13 protein-coding genes are annotated in these 16,274 nt (G+C 55.2%); 4 read left to right on the top strand and 9 right to left on the bottom strand.

Features of this window, described 5'->3' with window-relative positions; genetic code table 11:
• Positions 1-98: 98 nt before the first annotated feature.
• Together rpsI and rplM are read right to left on the bottom strand one after the other, a co-directional pair.
• Positions 99-485: a 30S ribosomal protein S9 gene (gene rpsI / locus NQ495_RS00195; protein WP_040294787.1), complete on the bottom strand. Its 387-nt coding sequence runs from the start codon at positions 483-485 to the stop codon at positions 99-101.
• Positions 486-490: 5 nt separating this feature from the next.
• Positions 491-946: a 50S ribosomal protein L13 gene (gene rplM, locus NQ495_RS00190; RefSeq protein WP_009135017.1), complete on the bottom strand. Its 456-nt coding sequence runs from the start codon at positions 944-946 to the stop codon at positions 491-493.
• A gap of 489 nt (positions 947-1,435) precedes the next feature.
• Here rplM and NQ495_RS00185 point away from each other — a divergent pair, with 489 nt between their 5' ends.
• Together NQ495_RS00185 and NQ495_RS00180 are read left to right on the top strand one after the other, a co-directional pair.
• Positions 1,436-3,997: an MG2 domain-containing protein gene (locus NQ495_RS00185; RefSeq protein ID WP_040294630.1), complete on the top strand. Its 2,562-nt coding sequence runs from the start codon at positions 1,436-1,438 to the stop codon at positions 3,995-3,997.
• A gap of 76 nt (positions 3,998-4,073) precedes the next feature.
• Positions 4,074-6,713, top strand: a complete 2,640-nt coding sequence (locus NQ495_RS00180) for an alpha-2-macroglobulin family protein (protein WP_009135019.1) — start codon at positions 4,074-4,076, stop codon at positions 6,711-6,713.
• A 30-nt stretch (positions 6,714-6,743) separates the two neighbouring features.
• Here NQ495_RS00180 and era read toward each other — a convergent pair whose 3' ends face one another.
• Positions 6,744-7,622 (bottom strand): GTPase Era, encoded by an 879-nt coding sequence (gene era / locus NQ495_RS00175; RefSeq protein ID WP_009135020.1) that lies wholly within the window; start codon positions 7,620-7,622, stop codon positions 6,744-6,746.
• Positions 7,623-7,746: 124 nt separating this feature from the next.
• Positions 7,747-8,688: a DNA/RNA non-specific endonuclease gene (locus NQ495_RS00170; RefSeq protein ID WP_009135021.1), complete on the bottom strand. Its 942-nt coding sequence runs from the start codon at positions 8,686-8,688 to the stop codon at positions 7,747-7,749.
• A 106-nt stretch (positions 8,689-8,794) separates the two neighbouring features.
• Between NQ495_RS00170 and obgE the strand changes: the two genes are divergently transcribed.
• Positions 8,795-9,796, top strand: a complete 1,002-nt coding sequence (obgE, locus tag NQ495_RS00165) for a GTPase ObgE (RefSeq protein WP_009135022.1) — start codon at positions 8,795-8,797, stop codon at positions 9,794-9,796.
• A gap of 8 nt (positions 9,797-9,804) precedes the next feature.
• Here the strand turns inward: obgE and NQ495_RS00160 are convergent, their stop codons facing one another.
• The 3 genes from NQ495_RS00160 to NQ495_RS00150 are packed head-to-tail and all read right to left on the bottom strand — an operon-like array spanning position 9,805 to position 13,962.
• Positions 9,805-10,641: a DUF5689 domain-containing protein gene (locus tag NQ495_RS00160; RefSeq protein WP_147513088.1), complete on the bottom strand. Its 837-nt coding sequence runs from the start codon at positions 10,639-10,641 to the stop codon at positions 9,805-9,807.
• Positions 10,628-11,434 (bottom strand): DUF5689 domain-containing protein, encoded by an 807-nt coding sequence (locus NQ495_RS00155; RefSeq protein WP_187118334.1) that lies wholly within the window; start codon positions 11,432-11,434, stop codon positions 10,628-10,630. Before NQ495_RS00155 ends, NQ495_RS00160 begins: the two co-directional genes overlap by 14 nt.
• Before the next feature lie 50 nt (positions 11,435-11,484).
• A complete protein-coding gene (locus NQ495_RS00150; RefSeq protein WP_040294632.1) occupies positions 11,485-13,962 on the bottom strand; it encodes a TonB-dependent receptor in 2,478 nt (825 codons plus the stop codon).
• 208 nt (positions 13,963-14,170) lie between these two features.
• On the opposite strand from NQ495_RS00150, the gene NQ495_RS00145 reads away from it, so the two are divergent.
• Positions 14,171-15,145, top strand: coding sequence for a DUF6454 family protein (locus NQ495_RS00145; protein WP_147513089.1), 975 nt, complete (start codon positions 14,171-14,173; stop codon positions 15,143-15,145).
• A 117-nt stretch (positions 15,146-15,262) separates the two neighbouring features.
• Here the strand turns inward: NQ495_RS00145 and secG are convergent, their stop codons facing one another.
• On the bottom strand, positions 15,263-15,622 hold the full coding sequence (gene secG, locus NQ495_RS00140; protein ID WP_009135027.1) for a preprotein translocase subunit SecG: 360 nt from the start codon (positions 15,620-15,622) through the stop codon (positions 15,263-15,265).
• A 28-nt stretch (positions 15,623-15,650) separates the two neighbouring features.
• Positions 15,651-16,274, bottom strand: a complete 624-nt coding sequence (locus tag NQ495_RS00135; protein ID WP_009135028.1) for a hypothetical protein — start codon at positions 16,272-16,274, stop codon at positions 15,651-15,653.

The raw sequence follows: 16,274 nt of genomic DNA, 5'->3' as shown, positions 1-16,274 counted from the left end.
ACAATCCCCGCGATTTTCCGCAGAGGGGCAATAACAGAGTAGTGCATAAAAGCAGTCTCCGGTATTTGTTCCCGCTCTGTGCTCCACAGGCGCAGAAATTAACGCTTGCTGAACTGGAACTTGCGACGTGCACCGGGCTGACCGGGTTTCTTACGCTCAACCTCACGCGGGTCACGCGTCATGAAGCCGTTCTTCTTGAGCACCGGGCGCATCTCCGCATCGATTTCGCAGAGGGCGCGGGCGATACCCAGGCGGGCAGCCTCAGCCTGGCCTTTGATTCCGCCACCGTCGAGAGTGATGGTGATGTCGAAATTTTCAGTGGTCGAAGTGACCAACAGCGGCTGTTTCACCACATACTGGAAAATTTCCAACGGAAAGTAGGTGTCCAGGGGTTTCTGGTTGATAGTAATGTTCCCTTTGCCGGGTTTCACGTAAACGCGAGCTACAGCAGCTTTTCTGCGTCCAACGGCATTTACAACTTCCATACTCATTACTTAATCTCGTTTAACTTGATAGTTTTGGGTGCCTGTGCCGCATGCGGATGTTCGCTTCCGGCATACACCTTCAGGTTGCGCAGCAGCGCCGAGCCCAGACGGGTACGGGGCAGCATGCTCTTGACGGCCTTTTCGAGGACGAACTCGGGCTTCTTACGCAGGTAATCGGCCGGAGTGGCGTAACGCTGGCCGCCGGGATAACCCGTGTGACGGACGTACACCTTGTCCGTCATCTTCTTGCCCGTAAACTTCACTTTGTCAGCGTTGATGATGATGACATTGTCACCGCAGTCAACGTGAGGAGTGAAGCTAGGCTTGTTCTTACCGCGCAGGATCTTGGCTACCTGCGAAGCAAGCCGACCCACCACCGCGTCCGTAGCGTCGATCAGCACCCATTCCTTGGTGACCGTCGCAGCGTTGGCGGAGATTGTTTTGTAGCTTAATGACTCCACTTTTTTACGTTTAAAAAGTTAATACTTGTGTGAATTATGTGATCCGTGCCCACATTTTGCGGGCCTGCAAAGATAGTGATTTTCCCGGAAATAAAAAAATTATCGCATCACTTCGGCAATTTAAGAGAAACGTAATTGAAAAAGCACGATAAAACGACATGAAAGCTGCCGGATAAAATTGGTCCGTGCGGAATATTTTGTTAACTTTCTGCAATAGAAATCCAATGGCGCCCCACCTTGGCTCCGTACCACAAAACACAGCCGGCTGCACCCGAAAGACGACTTTGCCAGACACTAACCTAAACAACCCATACAATTATGCATCTATCCCATTGTATATTCTGGTTGATTCTTCCGGCAACCGTACCGGCAGCGGATCCGGTCACGGCCAAACCTCCGGCGCACCCCGTTGCGGCAGCTGCCGGACCGGCGATACGTCAATCTACGCCTTCCGCTTTCAGCGAACAAACCTTTCAACGATTCGTCTCGATGTATGAAAAAGGAATCGCCGAAAAGCTCTACCTCCAACTCGACAAACCCTATTACAGCGCAGGAGAAAACATCTGGTTCAAAGGATACCTGGTGAATGCGGTGACACTGGCACCGATGCGGCAAAGCCGGTATATCTATGTTGAACTGATCGACCGGAACAACACGGTCCAGCAGCGCATCAAAATCAGAGCCGACGAGCACGGCTTCCACAACTGCCTGAAACTGCCGCCCGAAACCCCGCGCGGACAATATACACTCCGAGCCTATACGCAATGGATGAGAAACAGCGGCGAGGCTTTTTTCTACAACCGCATCCTCACCATCGGAAATCCGATAGACAATGCCGTGTCAGCCACCATCCGCTATACGACCGAAGAAAACGGACAATGCACCGCCGAAATCGTTTTCACCGATTCGGAGAAAAAGCCCATTGCAGATCAAAAACTCACCTACCTGCTTGCATTGGACGGCAAAACCAAACGCTATTCAGCCCAAACTACCCAACGGGGAAAACTCCTCGTCGGATTCCCTATTCCCCAACAAGACATGGTGTCCAATTCACTCACAGTCACCATAGACGACCCAAACATGCCTTATGAAAAGCAATTCATCATACCCGCCTTCTCCCAAGATTACAGCGTCGATTTTTTCCCCGAAGGCGGACACCTGCTTCCACTCGGTATGCAAACCGTCGCTTTCAAGGCAATAGGGACCAACGGACTGTCGGTCGAAGTGAATGGGCAGATCGTAGACGGAGAAGGAATCCCCGTCACGACATTCAATACGATCCACAAAGGCATGGGCCGGCTTTCGTTCGTGCCGCAGAGCGGGAAACGATACTTTGCAGAAACCCTCGACAGCGCCGGACTCGCCAAACGGTTCGAACTGCCCCCGGTCTCCCCTTCGGGATGTACGCTTGCAGTAACCGAGCGCAATGGCTTACTCCTCTGCCAGGCAACAGCCACCCCGGATATCGATCCGGCGAAACTGGGGCTGGTCGTACATGTAAAAGGCCAGGTCATCGCCGTCGATCCACTCGCTTCATTCCCTTCCGTCTGGTCGGTTGGCAAACAGAGCCTTCCGCCAGGTATCGCGCATTTTTCCATTGTGGATCAGGATACCGGGCAACCGGTGGCCGAAAGGCTCTACTTTATACACGAGACCTCTTCACCTCAGGCAGCCTTTGCGACCAACAGCAACCAATACGGCGCACGTGAAAAAGTAACGCTAACAATTCATTTGAAAGACACGACCGGACAAAGTTCCGGATCGTTCGCCGTCGCCGTGACGGACAGACATGCCGTCCAACAGAACCCGGACGACGGCGACATCCGTTCGAACCTGCTGCTCACCTCCGATCTGAAAGGATACATCGAAGAACCGGGCTACTATTTTTACGACCGCACACTGCAGAAAGACCACAAACTCGACCTGCTGATGCTGACTCACGGCTGGACGCGGTTTAACATCTCCGACCTGCTGAAAGGCCGATTGCCGGAGGCAAAATTCCCGGTCGAAGAGAGCCAGACGGTATCGGGAGAGGTACTGGGGATGTTCGGGGGGGCGCCCAAATCGACGACGGTTACCATCTGTTCGCTGAAAGACAGTTACGTAGAAGAGTTGCCGCTGGGCAATACCAACAAGTTCCTTTTTCCCAACTGCGATTTTGCGGACAGTACGACCCTGCTGCTGCAGAGCAAACGTGCGAAAGGAGGCACCACGGGACTCGAACTCAAAATCGATCCCGAAACGTTCCCGGATGCAAATGCCGGTATCCCATTGCCTAAAATCGGGGAGAATCCGACCGATTCGACCTTTATCCCGCTCGAATACCTCGACCAACTCAAAGAACAATACTATGCCGAAGGCGGCATCCGGATCATCAACCTTTCCAATGTAACGGTAACTGCCCAAAGAAAACATATGTTCAACGGACAATACGTCGAACGGGTCATCGGCCAGGAGATACTAAATCATTTCAAAGGAGCCTCCCGACTGAGCGAAGCAATGAGTTACCTGCGCGTGTCAAACGTCTATGACGAGATCACAGGGGAACACACCACCGTACCCAACAGAAGCGGAGCCGGTGCAATTGAATGCTTCGTCGTGGACGGACGTAAAATCAACGCGGGAATGTTCAACAATATCCCTCCGAACCGGGTGGAAGCCATGGGATACCTCGAACCGGGCGAAGCGGGCAAATACGGTTCCGAAGCCCGGAACGGCGCCATAGTCGTACGCCTGAAAGAGGGCTATACGCTCAATAATATATTCGACACTCCTACATTGGCGACCGTCACGGTTACGCCGCTGGGTTACAAAAAACCGGAAGCGTTTTACGCACCCAAATACGAAACCTCTGCGGCGAAAGCCGACAACAAGCCGGACCTGAGGACAACCGTTTATTGGGATCCATGCGTTAAACCCGACCGCAACGGGAAAATTTCGCTGACCTTTTACACGGCAGACAAAGCAACCGTTTATGACGTCATACTGGAAGGAATCACCGATAACGGATCAATCTGCCGGGCAACCACCACAATCGACCGGACCCGGTAAACATCTGTTCCACGAGCTTCAATAAGGACTTAAAACTACTAAAAGAGGTCGGCAAAGATTACAAAAACAGCCTGAAATGGCACGCACTGTAATATCCTGCATAGTGATTACCTGTATCCTGTCCGTGACACAATGGGATGCAGGCACTCTTCTATACGGCAAACCTCCGCATAAGCAGCAAAAAACTCTGCTACAATCCATCGGCCAGACACAGATCAGAGTCGACGAAGAAGATTTACCGAAATCATTCTACAAGTTTTCGCTCAACAAATTTATCGACACCTACAAAAAGGGTGTTCCGGAGAAACTCTACCTGCAGCTGGACAAACCTTACTATTGCGCCGGGGAAACGATTTGGTTCAAGGGTTATCTACTCAATGCGGTGACACTAAGCTATCCCCGCCCCACTCGTTTTATCTATGTCGAGTTGGTGGACAAACGGGACTCCGTACGCAGGCGGATCAAGGTAATCGAAAATTGGAACGGTTTTCACAACAACCTCAACCTGCCGCGAAATCTTCCTTCGGGCCACTACCTGCTGCGCGGCTACACACAATGGATGCAGAACGAAGATGAAGCATTTTTCTTCAAAAAAGTCATCCCGATCGTCAATCCGGCTCCACACGCCATTGCGGATACTCTTTCGGACGGCTCGTCTCCCGTGAAAACACTCTCCAGCACAGAACACCCAATCGCTACAACCGACCGGCAACAAACAACGGCACATACCTCGGAAACGGCTGACAACCAAGACGATTTCGACATTCAGTTCTTCCCGGAAGGCGGCCACCTACTTCCGCTAGGAGCGCAGGTCGTGGCATTCAAAGCAATCGGAACGGACGGACTTTCCGTTGAGGTGACAGGAAAGGTATTCGACAGTGCGGGAAGGTTCGTCACGGAGCTGGCATCGATCCACAAAGGCATGGGTCGTTTTTCGTTGACACCTCAGTACGGGCAGCGGTATTACGCCGAAGTGACTGCGCAAAACGGCACCATTCGTAAGGTAGAGCTTCCGGAAGTGGAGCGATCGGGATGTTCGCTCACCGTTGCCAACTGGCGGCGGCTGCTCTGTTATATGTCCGCCACACCGGATCTCGATCCGGAACGTCTTGCCATCATGATCCTGTGCAGGGGTAAAATCCTGGCATCGGAAGAGTTTCGTAAAAACGAATGGTTTAAAGAGATCGATACCGACTACCTGCTCCCGGGCATTTGCCATATCCTCGTGGTAGACCGTGTTGCGAAAATACCACTGGCCGAACGGCTCTTCTTCATCAGGGACAAGCAACCTGCCCGGGTTTCCGTGGCGGCTTCCCGTAAGCATATCGCCGCCCGCAAAGAGATCGCTCTGGACATCACGATCACAAACTATCGTGGTGTCCCGGCCGAAGGGCGTTTTGCCGTGTCCGTCACCGACCACGATTTAGTCAGGCAGGAACCATGGGAAGAAAATATCCAGTCCTACCTGCTGATGAGTTCCGACCTGAAGGGACATATCGAAGATCCCGCCTATTATTTCAAGGACAACGATCCGCAAACCGATTACAAACTCGATCTGTTGATGCTAACCCATGGTTGGACACGCTTTGACATCAAAAAAGTGCTTCTCGACATTTATCCAGAGCATCCCTATCCGCCGGAAGTAACGCAAAAATTCACGGGCACCATCTCCGGCCTCTCCGGCAAACAGGTAAAAGACGTATCACTCGTATTTTCGATCCTGCGCTACAACTACTCCAAACGTTTCCACCTAAAAGACAGTTGCAGGTTTTCCTATACAGCCATAATTCCGGACAGTACCGTTTTCATGGTTCAGGCACTGAACAAAAAAGAGCGAATGCGGGGGATCCAGCTCACGATGGACCAGGACACTTTCCCGGCCGTTCGTAACGCCGTCCCTTCCTGTCTGTACACAACAAGCAACGAGGTCGCAGCCGCCATGCAGAGTTATGCCGACAATTACCGACAACTGACCATTCCGGTTAAACAGGAACCGACCCTACCCAAACTGCTGGCCGCATCCGCCCCGCCGGCAGTTGTACGGGCATTGACAGTCCCCAAAGAGCGCCGTTTCTTTGGCCTGAATGCCAATACTACTACCCCTGAACATTTATCGGCATACAATGCATCCACAGCGCTGGACGCACTTAAAGAAGGTATTTTACCGGGCGTCAGTCTGAAATACACGACCGACGCAAACGGGAAGCGCCACCGTTACCTCGATTGCCTCGGAAAACCGATCGGACTGATCCTGATCGACAGCATGCCATACGCAGCGGACAATGATGGGATAGAATTGCTCAACAATTTACGTGTCAGCATGATAGAATCGGCAGGTGCTATCATGGCAGGCGATCCTCAACTAAAGGCCTATCATCTGCAAGGAGTGTCCGGACTGCTCCTGGTCCGCATGAAAAGCGGCGAGGCCCTGACTCAACCGATCGCCCCGCTTCCTTCCATGCTGATGTTCGCTCCGTTCGGCTTCAAACAAGAGACGGAGTTCTACTCGCCCAAATACGAAACAGCCCAGCAAAAGAATGATCCCGTGCCAGACTTGCGGACAACCCTCTACTGGAATCCGGAAATTCATGCGTCGGGTACCGTCTCTTTTTACACCGGAGACCGGCCTGCCGTATATGACGTAATCCTCGAAGGCGTCACAAAAAACAACCACATATGCCGCTATATCACGACAATCGACCTGAGACCTGAATAGAAACGGCTGCAAACCCAGCACGCCAGGGAACTACTCCTCGTAGCCGAAACGCTTGAGTTGACGGTCGCTGTTGCGCCAGTCCTCGTTAACTTTGACGAAAAGCTGCAGGAAAACCTTTTTGCCGAGGAACTGCTCCAGATCGGCACGCGCTTCGGAGCCCACCTTCTTAAGGCGTGAGCCCTGATGGCCGATCAGGATACCCTTTTGACTGTCACGCGCCACATAGATCACAGCTGAAATACGGTCGATCGTAGGCTCTTCCTTGTACTCTTCGATCGAAATTTCGACACTGTAAGGAATCTCCTTCTCGTAATTGAGCAGGATCTTCTCACGAATGATCTCCGATGCAAAAAAACGCAGGCTCTTATCCGTCAGCGCATCTTTCGGGTAGAAGGGCTCCCCTTCGGGCAACAGTTCGAGAATACGGTCGAACAGGCCGCCGATATTGAAATTGTGCGCAGCCGATACCGGGACGATCAGTGCATCGGGCAGTATGTGCCTCCACTCATCGACCAGTTGCTCCAGTTTGTCAGGTGTCGTCAGGTCGATTTTATTGATAACGAGGATTGTTTTAATCCCGCTGCGGAGGATCTTGTCCACAAATTCGTTCCGATGTTCGGTACCCTCGGTTACGTCGGTGACGTAAAGGATGATGTCAGCGTCCTTGAGGGCCCCCTGCACCACCTTCATCATCGACTCGTGAAGCTTGTAATTGGGTTTCAGGATACCCGGCGTATCGGAATAGACGATCTGGAAGTCGTCGCCATTGACGATACCCAGAATCCGGTGGCGCGTGGTCTGCGCCTTGGAAGTGATAATGGAAAGGCGTTCGCCCACCAGCGCGTTCATCAGCGTCGATTTCCCCACGTTGGGGTTGCCGATGATGTTGACAAAACCCGATTTATGCATAATTCACCTTGTTTTTCAGAATCGTTTTTATACAGTTTATTTTTCCGATTTGTTTTCCCATTCGCTACTTAGTTACGTATCCGCCACAATTCACAGCCGTGTCCGGAAAAACGCATTTCCGACCTCATTTCCAGAAAGTGCGGTCCAGATCCCCTTCGACCCGCTCTTCGATGCTGTCGGGCAGGCGCCAAAAGAGGTCATAGCCAAGCTGCCGCTCCAGGTCGTTCACACTCAGCGCATAATCCCCGAAACCTCCTTCGACCCGCTCCCGGTTCGGGATCAGGAATGCTATCGCGTGATAGCGTCCTCCGTGCCACACGAGCAATGCTTTGAAATAGCGCCGGGGAACCCCTACTCCTCCCTTGATCCGGGGTAATCCGGGCACCAGTTCGGGCCCTGTCACCACGTACAGCGAATCGTACGCGGCGGCCCATCGCCGCACCTGCTCCTCGAGTAAACGCCATGTCTGTCGATTCAGCCCGGCGCACTGCGGCGAAACATTCGACAGGTAAAACGTCGCCCGGTTTTCCGAAGGCGTATCGTCACGGTCGGCAGAAGGCAACAAATGCCCCCGGTCGTAACCGCTGCGGGCATAATCCCGGTCACGGGCCGTGGGCCAGCCCCGGCGGACGACCTCGGGATCGCACCGGAACGCATTTGCACGTTCCGCATCCTTGCGACCGACCTCGGAACGGGTCAGCAGGTAGGCGACCCAGGCCGCTTGCCGGTACGAGGTGTCGTAACAAAGCGTGTAACGTGCTTCGGGATGACGCACAATAAACATACTGTCGGTGTAAAGGGGCAATTCAAGTTGTGTGCCATACACACGGTGCCCCGGTTGGTTCGGCTGGTCCTGTCGGTCAAACCGATCGGACCGGTCAGCCTTCTCGGACATTTCGGCCCTTTCAGCGGCCTTTTCGGAGCGCGCGGGAAGTCGCTGCTCACGAACCGATTTCGGCCCGGCGCAATGCACGAGCCACAGCAGCAGGACCACTGCCAACAGCAGGATCACGATGACTTTGAGGTGCGTCTCTTTCGAGACGCGGTGCGGAGCGCGTTTCGGCATAGCGTTTGAACAGTCGGCCGGTTAGACAACAAGTTGGACAAAGGTAAATATTTTCCTACCTTTGTCTTTCATCCAGTGATGAATTTCAAGCAGAAAACCGACGCATATGCCCTCTTCCAATTTCGTTGACTACGTCAAGATATTCGGCCGTTCCGGGAACGGCGGTTCCGGTTCGAGCCATTTCCGGCGTGAAAAGTTCGTCGAATTCGGCGGTCCGGACGGCGGCGACGGCGGCAAGGGAGGCAGTATCATCCTGCGCGGCAACAGCCAATTCTGGACGCTGATCCACCTGAAATACCAGCGCCATATCTTCGCCGAGAACGGTGAAGCGGGTGGCGGAGCCCGTAGTACGGGCAAAAACGGCAAAGATGTGATTATCGATGTGCCGTTGGGAACGGTCGCCCGCGATGTAGAAACGGGCAAAATCGTCGGGGAAGTCACCGAAAACGGACAGGAACTCGTCCTGCTTCCCGGGGGACGGGGCGGCTTGGGTAACTGGCATTTCAAGTCGGCTACCAACCAGGCTCCGCGCTATTCGCAACCCGGCGAAGAGTGCCGCGAAGGCTGGTTCATACTCGAACTGAAGATCCTGGCTGACGTAGGATTGGTCGGCTTCCCGAATGCGGGCAAATCGACCCTGCTGGCAGCCGTGTCGGCCGCAAAACCCAAGATCGCGAATTACGCGTTCACGACTCTCGAGCCGAATCTCGGCATCGTCGAATACCGCGACCACCGCTCGTTCGTGATGGCCGATATCCCCGGAATTATCGAGGGCGCGCACGAAGGCAAAGGATTGGGAACTCGCTTCCTGCGCCATATCGAGCGCAATTCCATCCTGCTGTTCATGATTCCGGCCGATACGAAGGACATCCGCGAAGAGTACCGCATCCTGCTGAACGAATTGCAGCAATACAACCCCGAACTGATGGACAAACAGCGCCTGTTGGCCATTACCAAGACCGACCTGCTCGACGAGGAACTGCAAGAGGCACTATCCGCAGAACTTCCCGAAGGCGTTCCGTCGCTCTTCATCTCGTCGGCTACCGGCTACCACCTCCCGCAACTCAAAGACATGTTGTGGGATGCCTTGCAAAAAGAGAACCGGTAACCGGCAAATCAATCATTACCATCTGAATCCATACAGGGTATAAAACGGGGTGAATCCATCACGGCGTTCCGCGCATCGATAACCCGCAACTGGTAACTTTTGTTGAACCAGCCCAAAATCCCTTCTAAATAACCGCTCCCCGCCGGCAACGGACGGGTTGCGAAACGTGCGTAACGGCTGGTGCGGACCAGCAACGTATCGCCTCGTTCGTCTACCAGATGCCGGTCGGAGTCCGCATCGGAATCACACCAGGCCGATCCCAGTTCTCCATCCACAAACTGTACATTTTCGAAAGCTATGAAACAGCCGACATGCACCGCCTCGAGTTCTGCGATCCGCAGGGTATCCGGCCGCATGGCCTCGATCCCTTCCCGTTTGCGCAACCGTACCGGAATCTCATCCTGCGGAATAAATCCGTTCTGGTAAACGGGATTGGCCGAGGCGGTCCCCAGACTTACCCAGCCTCCGTAACCGCCCAACACAAGGCCCTGGCACCGCACGGACACCCGCTGGCCGATCGGAAAGGCGAGCATAAGTTCGTCACCGGAGACCTTAATCTCAATACCGCCGGTGCCGTCCTGCACGACCAGCGCATTCGGGAAGGAACCGTAACGGTCATTGGCCGTCACGACACCCTGCACCTCCCAATCTTTGGTCACAGGAGTCGGATAACCCGTATAAGCGGTTTTGAGGTAACGCACCGATACAACGGCCGTTCCCTCGCCCGGTTCCCCTCCTCCGCCGGAAGGCGTATCGGGATGGAACTCGGTCTTCCCGACACAACCGGCACCGACCAGCATGAGGCAACAACCTAACAGCACCTTATAATTCCTACTGTTCCACATCCTGCAAATCCCTTAATTTGACCTGATAAACGGTCCGCCCGCCAACTTTGCCCTGCATCAGGATACCGGTAAGCGACACCGGAGCGGTCGGCACGCGATCGCCCGCAAAATTGGCATATCCGCTCGTATAGACGTAAATCGAATCGGACGGCGAAGAGCGGAACTTGAGATTGACGTTTTGCGGTGTTCCCGACGGCGACAACGAAGCAGGGAGCGCCCAGGTCGTATCGACTGCGCCGTCGAGCCGCATCCCGTCGAAACGGACCAGCGTCCCGAGCCACTCATCATCCAAACGGGCAGGAGTCACAGGCCGCGGAGTCACCGTCTCGAAGCGTTCATTGCGAAAAACATGGCGATCGACCACCACACGATGCCCCATGTAATCGGTCTCGTAAGCCGAACTGGCCAAACCCAGTTGCAACACCCCGCCCGTCAGGCCGAGCGTCAGCGAATCGGCCACGACCGTCACCTGCTGCCCGAGCCGGTAAACGGCATGCAGGTCGTACAGTCCGGCACGGATCTCTACCGCTCCCGTTTCATCCTCGATAAAGAAACTTCGGAAAAAGTTACCTTCCCGGTCCGAGGTCGTAACATTGCCGGAAACCACCACGCTCCGTTTGCCGGTGACCGACACGGGGTCGCCCTTATAAAGCGAGCGGAGCGTCGCGATACTCATCGTCGGAACGGGCACATCGGCCGGATGCGGTTCCGGCGGGTCGAACCGGTCATAATCGCATCCCCCAAAGCAACCCGCCAGGGACAGCAACCACGCTCCTGCTGCCAAACGCAACAAACGGAACCGTCTGCCGGCAGTAAACCGGATATGGAAACCACAATTTCGCATCAGAACCGGTAATTTAAGGTCAGGTAATAGGTGCGCGGATAAGCGTGATAGTAGCGCGAAGCCATCGGAGCCACCGTCCGGTCAAGGCCGCTGCCGGTACGTACCATGCGCAACGGCTCATACCCGCTGTAAACGATTCGGCGACGGTTAGCGAGGTTGTTAACCGACCCGCTGAGCGTGAGGTAATGACTGCCGAGACGGAACGTCTTGCTCAGAAAAAGGTTGACGGTCGTCGCATCGCCGAACTGCTCCTGGGAGGTCATCTCTTGCAGCGCCTCGGGCGAGGTCGCATAATCCAGCACCCGGCGCATGCGCCGCACGGGACTGATGTCGATGTAGTTGCGCCCGGCGTAATTGACCGACACGGCAGCCGTCCACATGCGCCGGCCCGAATAGCGCAGCTCGCCGGAGGCCACGGTCTGAGGCGATCCGCCTAACTTGTAGCCTTTGAGGTAAGCGGTCGCACCCACCGCAACCGGACGGTTGTCACGGTCGGCATAAATATCGGCCGCAGGATCGCTCAGGTAGGTATTGTCGCTGAAAGCCGCCGCACCGCGCAGGCTCCAGCGGTCGGTGAGACGAACCGTCACGCCCAGCTCGGCCCCGACATAAAGCTTGTCTATGGCGCTCAACTCCATATTCGAAAACTCGCCCGCGAGATCGTCGTAGTAGTGCCGCACATCGCTTTCGCCGCGTGTGGTCGTGACATAGCCGCTCAACCCGATTTCGACCGACCGCAACGACAACCGGTAGCAAACCTCCCCCGAAAGCAGGTTGACCGGACGCGGGTCCGCAATAGTCCGGTTCTGGTACTCCGGCGCCAGAAAGACCGCATCCGCCACGGGTGCCACATCTCCATAGGCCACACGCACCTCTATCGAATGGGACGGGGTAAACATGTACCCGATACCGCCTTTGAGCAGGTACTCAGTAAAACTCAACCGGTCGGAACGGCCCAGCGACCGGCCGCCGGGAAACAGCTCCTTCTCGTAGCGGCCGTCCCGGTAAAACGACACCTGCGCAGCCCGGCCGCCCACATAACCGTACAATCCGGCTTCGCGCGCGCTGTGCAGATCGGCCAGCACCCACGCTCCGTATGAACTGTAATCCAAATCGTAATCATAGCCGTAACGCTCGCCCACCCCGACCCGCCGGTTCGGATGCTGTAAGTCGTTCTGTATCTTATCGCCGTAATATTCGTCGTCGATCAGGTAAGAGTCGACGTTGAGCAGGTAATCCCCGCCCAGCAAATCTTCGAGCCTTTGGTAACGGGACGTACGGTCGTTACGGATTTGAACGCCGCCCCGCAACCGGTTCAGGCCGCTCATCCGATACTCGAACGACGAAACGAACTGGAAACAGCGGTTCGCAGTAACGGCGCCCCCTACCGCATACGAAGCCGGTGTGGCGGTCCCGTGACAGTTGACGTAATAGAGTTCGTCCCAATTCACCTGCGTAACGCCAGGATCACGGCTTTCCCAAGCTTCACGCACTGCTGCGGCAACCTCCGGATTCGCGGCATACCCCGGCATATACCGGTAATAATCGGGCATCGGATTCGACGCGCTGTGCCAATCGAGGGCCGAATAACAGCTTTCGCCTCCCAGATAGGAAAAGGTCGTCTGCAAACGAAAATCGTCGTTCAGGGTGAAGTCCCACGCCAGCAGCGCCAACGGCTGCTGCGACTTACGCGTACGCGACGAACGGATACGGCCGTCCTGATAACCCCAATAGGGATTGTAAAGCGGGTCATCCGTCAATCCGAAGGCCTCCAAAGTGGCGGCTCCTCGCACGCCCTGATCGGACGGAGCCATTAGGAAGGCTGCCGATAGGACGTGCTTCGGACCGACCTTCCTGGCGACCGAACCGTAAACCGTCCAATTGTCGCTGTACACACCGTCTATATGCGTATCGCGCCCCCAGCGGCGCGACCCCGAAAACGACACCGCCCACCCGCCTTTCATCCATCCGGTAGCGGCGCCCATCCGCGCCCCGCCGCGGAAACGGCGGTCGGTAAACATCGCACCGGCATACGCCCGTTTCGGTTGTTCGCCGGCCAGGCGGCCATACTCACGAATCCCGCCGGACAATCCCAGCATACGCTCTCCTGGCGCACCCCCTTCCGCCAGAAATAACGGTCCCGGAGCATTGGTCACGGCATTGAGCACATTCCAATGCTGGTTGCCCGTCAACGGATCGTCCAGCGCAATACCGTCCACGGCCAGCATACTGTAACGGGAATCGTATCCCCGACGGTTGTAACGCACGAATGAAAAGTTGAAATCCGACAACGACGAAAATGCGGAAGGATAAGCCTGCAACGGCATCAGCAGCAAGGCTTCAGCCTCCTCGCCGGGTTGAAACAATTCCGGACTGCGGGCTCCCGCATCGTAATCGTCGGTCGTAGTCACACCGCCCTGCGCGAACAGCCAGGACGGCACCATGACAAACAACAAAACGGACAGGAAGCCTCTCATCGTTCATGCCGGCTCCGGGCCGGACGGGTTCGGTTGGATCAGCGGATAATTCATTCACTAAAATAGTAAAAATAGCTTACTTTAATACTACATTCAGACTAATTCGCACGCCAAACGATTCCTAAATCAAATAATCCTTATTTCAGGACACTCTGGGATCGGTCTCTAAGACAGAAAATCCTATCTTTGCCCTTACAACCCCAGGACAATGAAAAGAAATCTGATATCCTTCATGCTTTTGTGCTGCGCCTTCGTGTCGGCAACCGGGACACCCCGGAACAATCCCGCTCCGGGTAACCGCACGCCATTGGCGGCAAAAATGCTGGCCCTGACCGCCAAAACACCGTGGCGAGCGGTCGATTCGGTCAAATTACGGTTCAATGCACACCATACCCAAGGACTCGTCAAGATCGGAGATTGCTACTACCTGTCGACTGTAGAGGTCATCCGTTGGCCGCACAATCCCGGTGGAAATGTATCGGGAGCGGAACGCGACAAGGGCGAAGGCAAAGGACATATCTTCAAGTTCGACAGCGAAGGACGGCTGCTGGCCGATCTGCCCATCGGCCGGGGGCATGCCTACCACCCGGGCGGCATGGATTACGACGGGCGCTATCTGTGGGTACCGGTGACCGAATACCTGCCGCACAGCTATTCGATCATTTACAAAATCGATCCGCTGACGATGACCGCGACCGAAGTGTTCGACTACGACGACTCGATCGGGGCCATCGTTTGCAACACCGACGACCGTACGCTGGTGGGCATGAACTGGGATGCCCGCGACTTTTATCACTGGACGCTCGACGGGCAAGGATCCGTCACCAATGCGGACGTCGCACCGAAAGAGCTAGCAGTCGAAAACCCCTCATTCTATGTCGCCTTTCAGGATGGACAGTATCTCGGCGACTACCTGATGCTGGGATCGGGCCTGCAAGGATTTCGCACCCCGGCAGGCGATCTGCGTTTGGGCGGATGGGAAATATTCGATTTGCGGGACAACCGTCCCGTGCGCCAAATCCCGGTCCGGATATGGTTACCGTCGGGAGGCGTCATGACAAACAACCCCTGCGCGGTCGAATCGACTCCGACCGGCCTGCGGGCCTATTTCGTCCCGGAAGACGACGACAAAGCGACGCTGTATATATACGATATCGAGACCGGACCGTCACAAGGCAGATAAATCAGGTTGACCGCCCAAACGATGCCCGGTAAACCATCCCAAACGACAAAAGGACTTCCAGAGGAAGTCCTTTTACTATAATACCATGCGGGTAAACTCCGCTTAACTTTTTCCTGGTTACTCGGCAGGAGCTACCGGCTGGGGTTGCTGCGCTGCGTCGTTTTGCGTCGGCTGGGCAGAAGGCAGCAGGTTCTGATTACCTTCGACAGCTTGTTCGAGGGCTTTCTCAACGGCACTCTTGCTGTTGGCAATGTTTGCCGACGGCATCGTCATCGTAGCACCGAGACTCAGCACAAAAATCGCAATAGCCAACCCCCAAGTAAACTTTTCAAGGAAGTCGGAAGTCTGGCGCACGCCCATGACCTGATTAGACGCTCCGAAATTGGCGGCCATCCCGCTCTTGGGACTTTGGGCCAACACTGCAAGTATCAGCAGGATACTTGCGATCAGAATCAACACAATGAAAAAAATATACATCCCGATATTGGTTTAAACGATTACAAATTCATGAATTATCCGCTCCGTTTCCGTCAATCCGGGCGATAATTGTGGCAAAATAAACACTTTTTTCCGGATATAGCAAACTTAATTTGGCATATATCGCTCTGGCGCGGTCGTTAAGCCCCTGAGCCAGATAAATCTCGGCCAGCTCTTCGGTAGCCAGCTCCTCGTCGATGACTGCCGAGCCGGCCGCAATATCCCCCTCCGGAATCCCTTCGCGCGGAACGATCCGCCCGCATTCACTGGCCAAAAAACGGTCGATCACTTCAAATGTCGGGCTGCCGGTTACCGCTTCCCCGGTCATACCGGAGGCGTCCGCCATAGCCACGGATCCCGCGACCGAAGCCGCACCTTCATCCACATCCGGACCCACAGCATCGGAAGGGGGGCCCTGTGTCCCGACAACGGGCGAAATACCCGATGCCCCGGACGAACGGAGCAGCAACCCGGGTGCGGGACGTGTCGCCAAATACAGCGACAGCGCCGGATCGACCTTCCCGCTGATGCGAGAAAGCATGAGCCGTGCGGTAGTGAACCACGGATAACGTTTCAGCAACGTCCGGAGGTACTCCTCGGTCGGCGCAGCCGCAATGTCAGGCCGTTCCAGATATTGCAGGAAAACTTCCAT

This window comes from Alistipes indistinctus YIT 12060 (assembly GCF_025144995.1).
Lineage (GTDB): Bacteria > Bacteroidota > Bacteroidia > Bacteroidales > Rikenellaceae > Alistipes_A > Alistipes_A indistinctus.
Note: the sequence above shows the minus strand (reverse complement) of the source record. Positions and strands in the feature narration are given on the sequence as shown.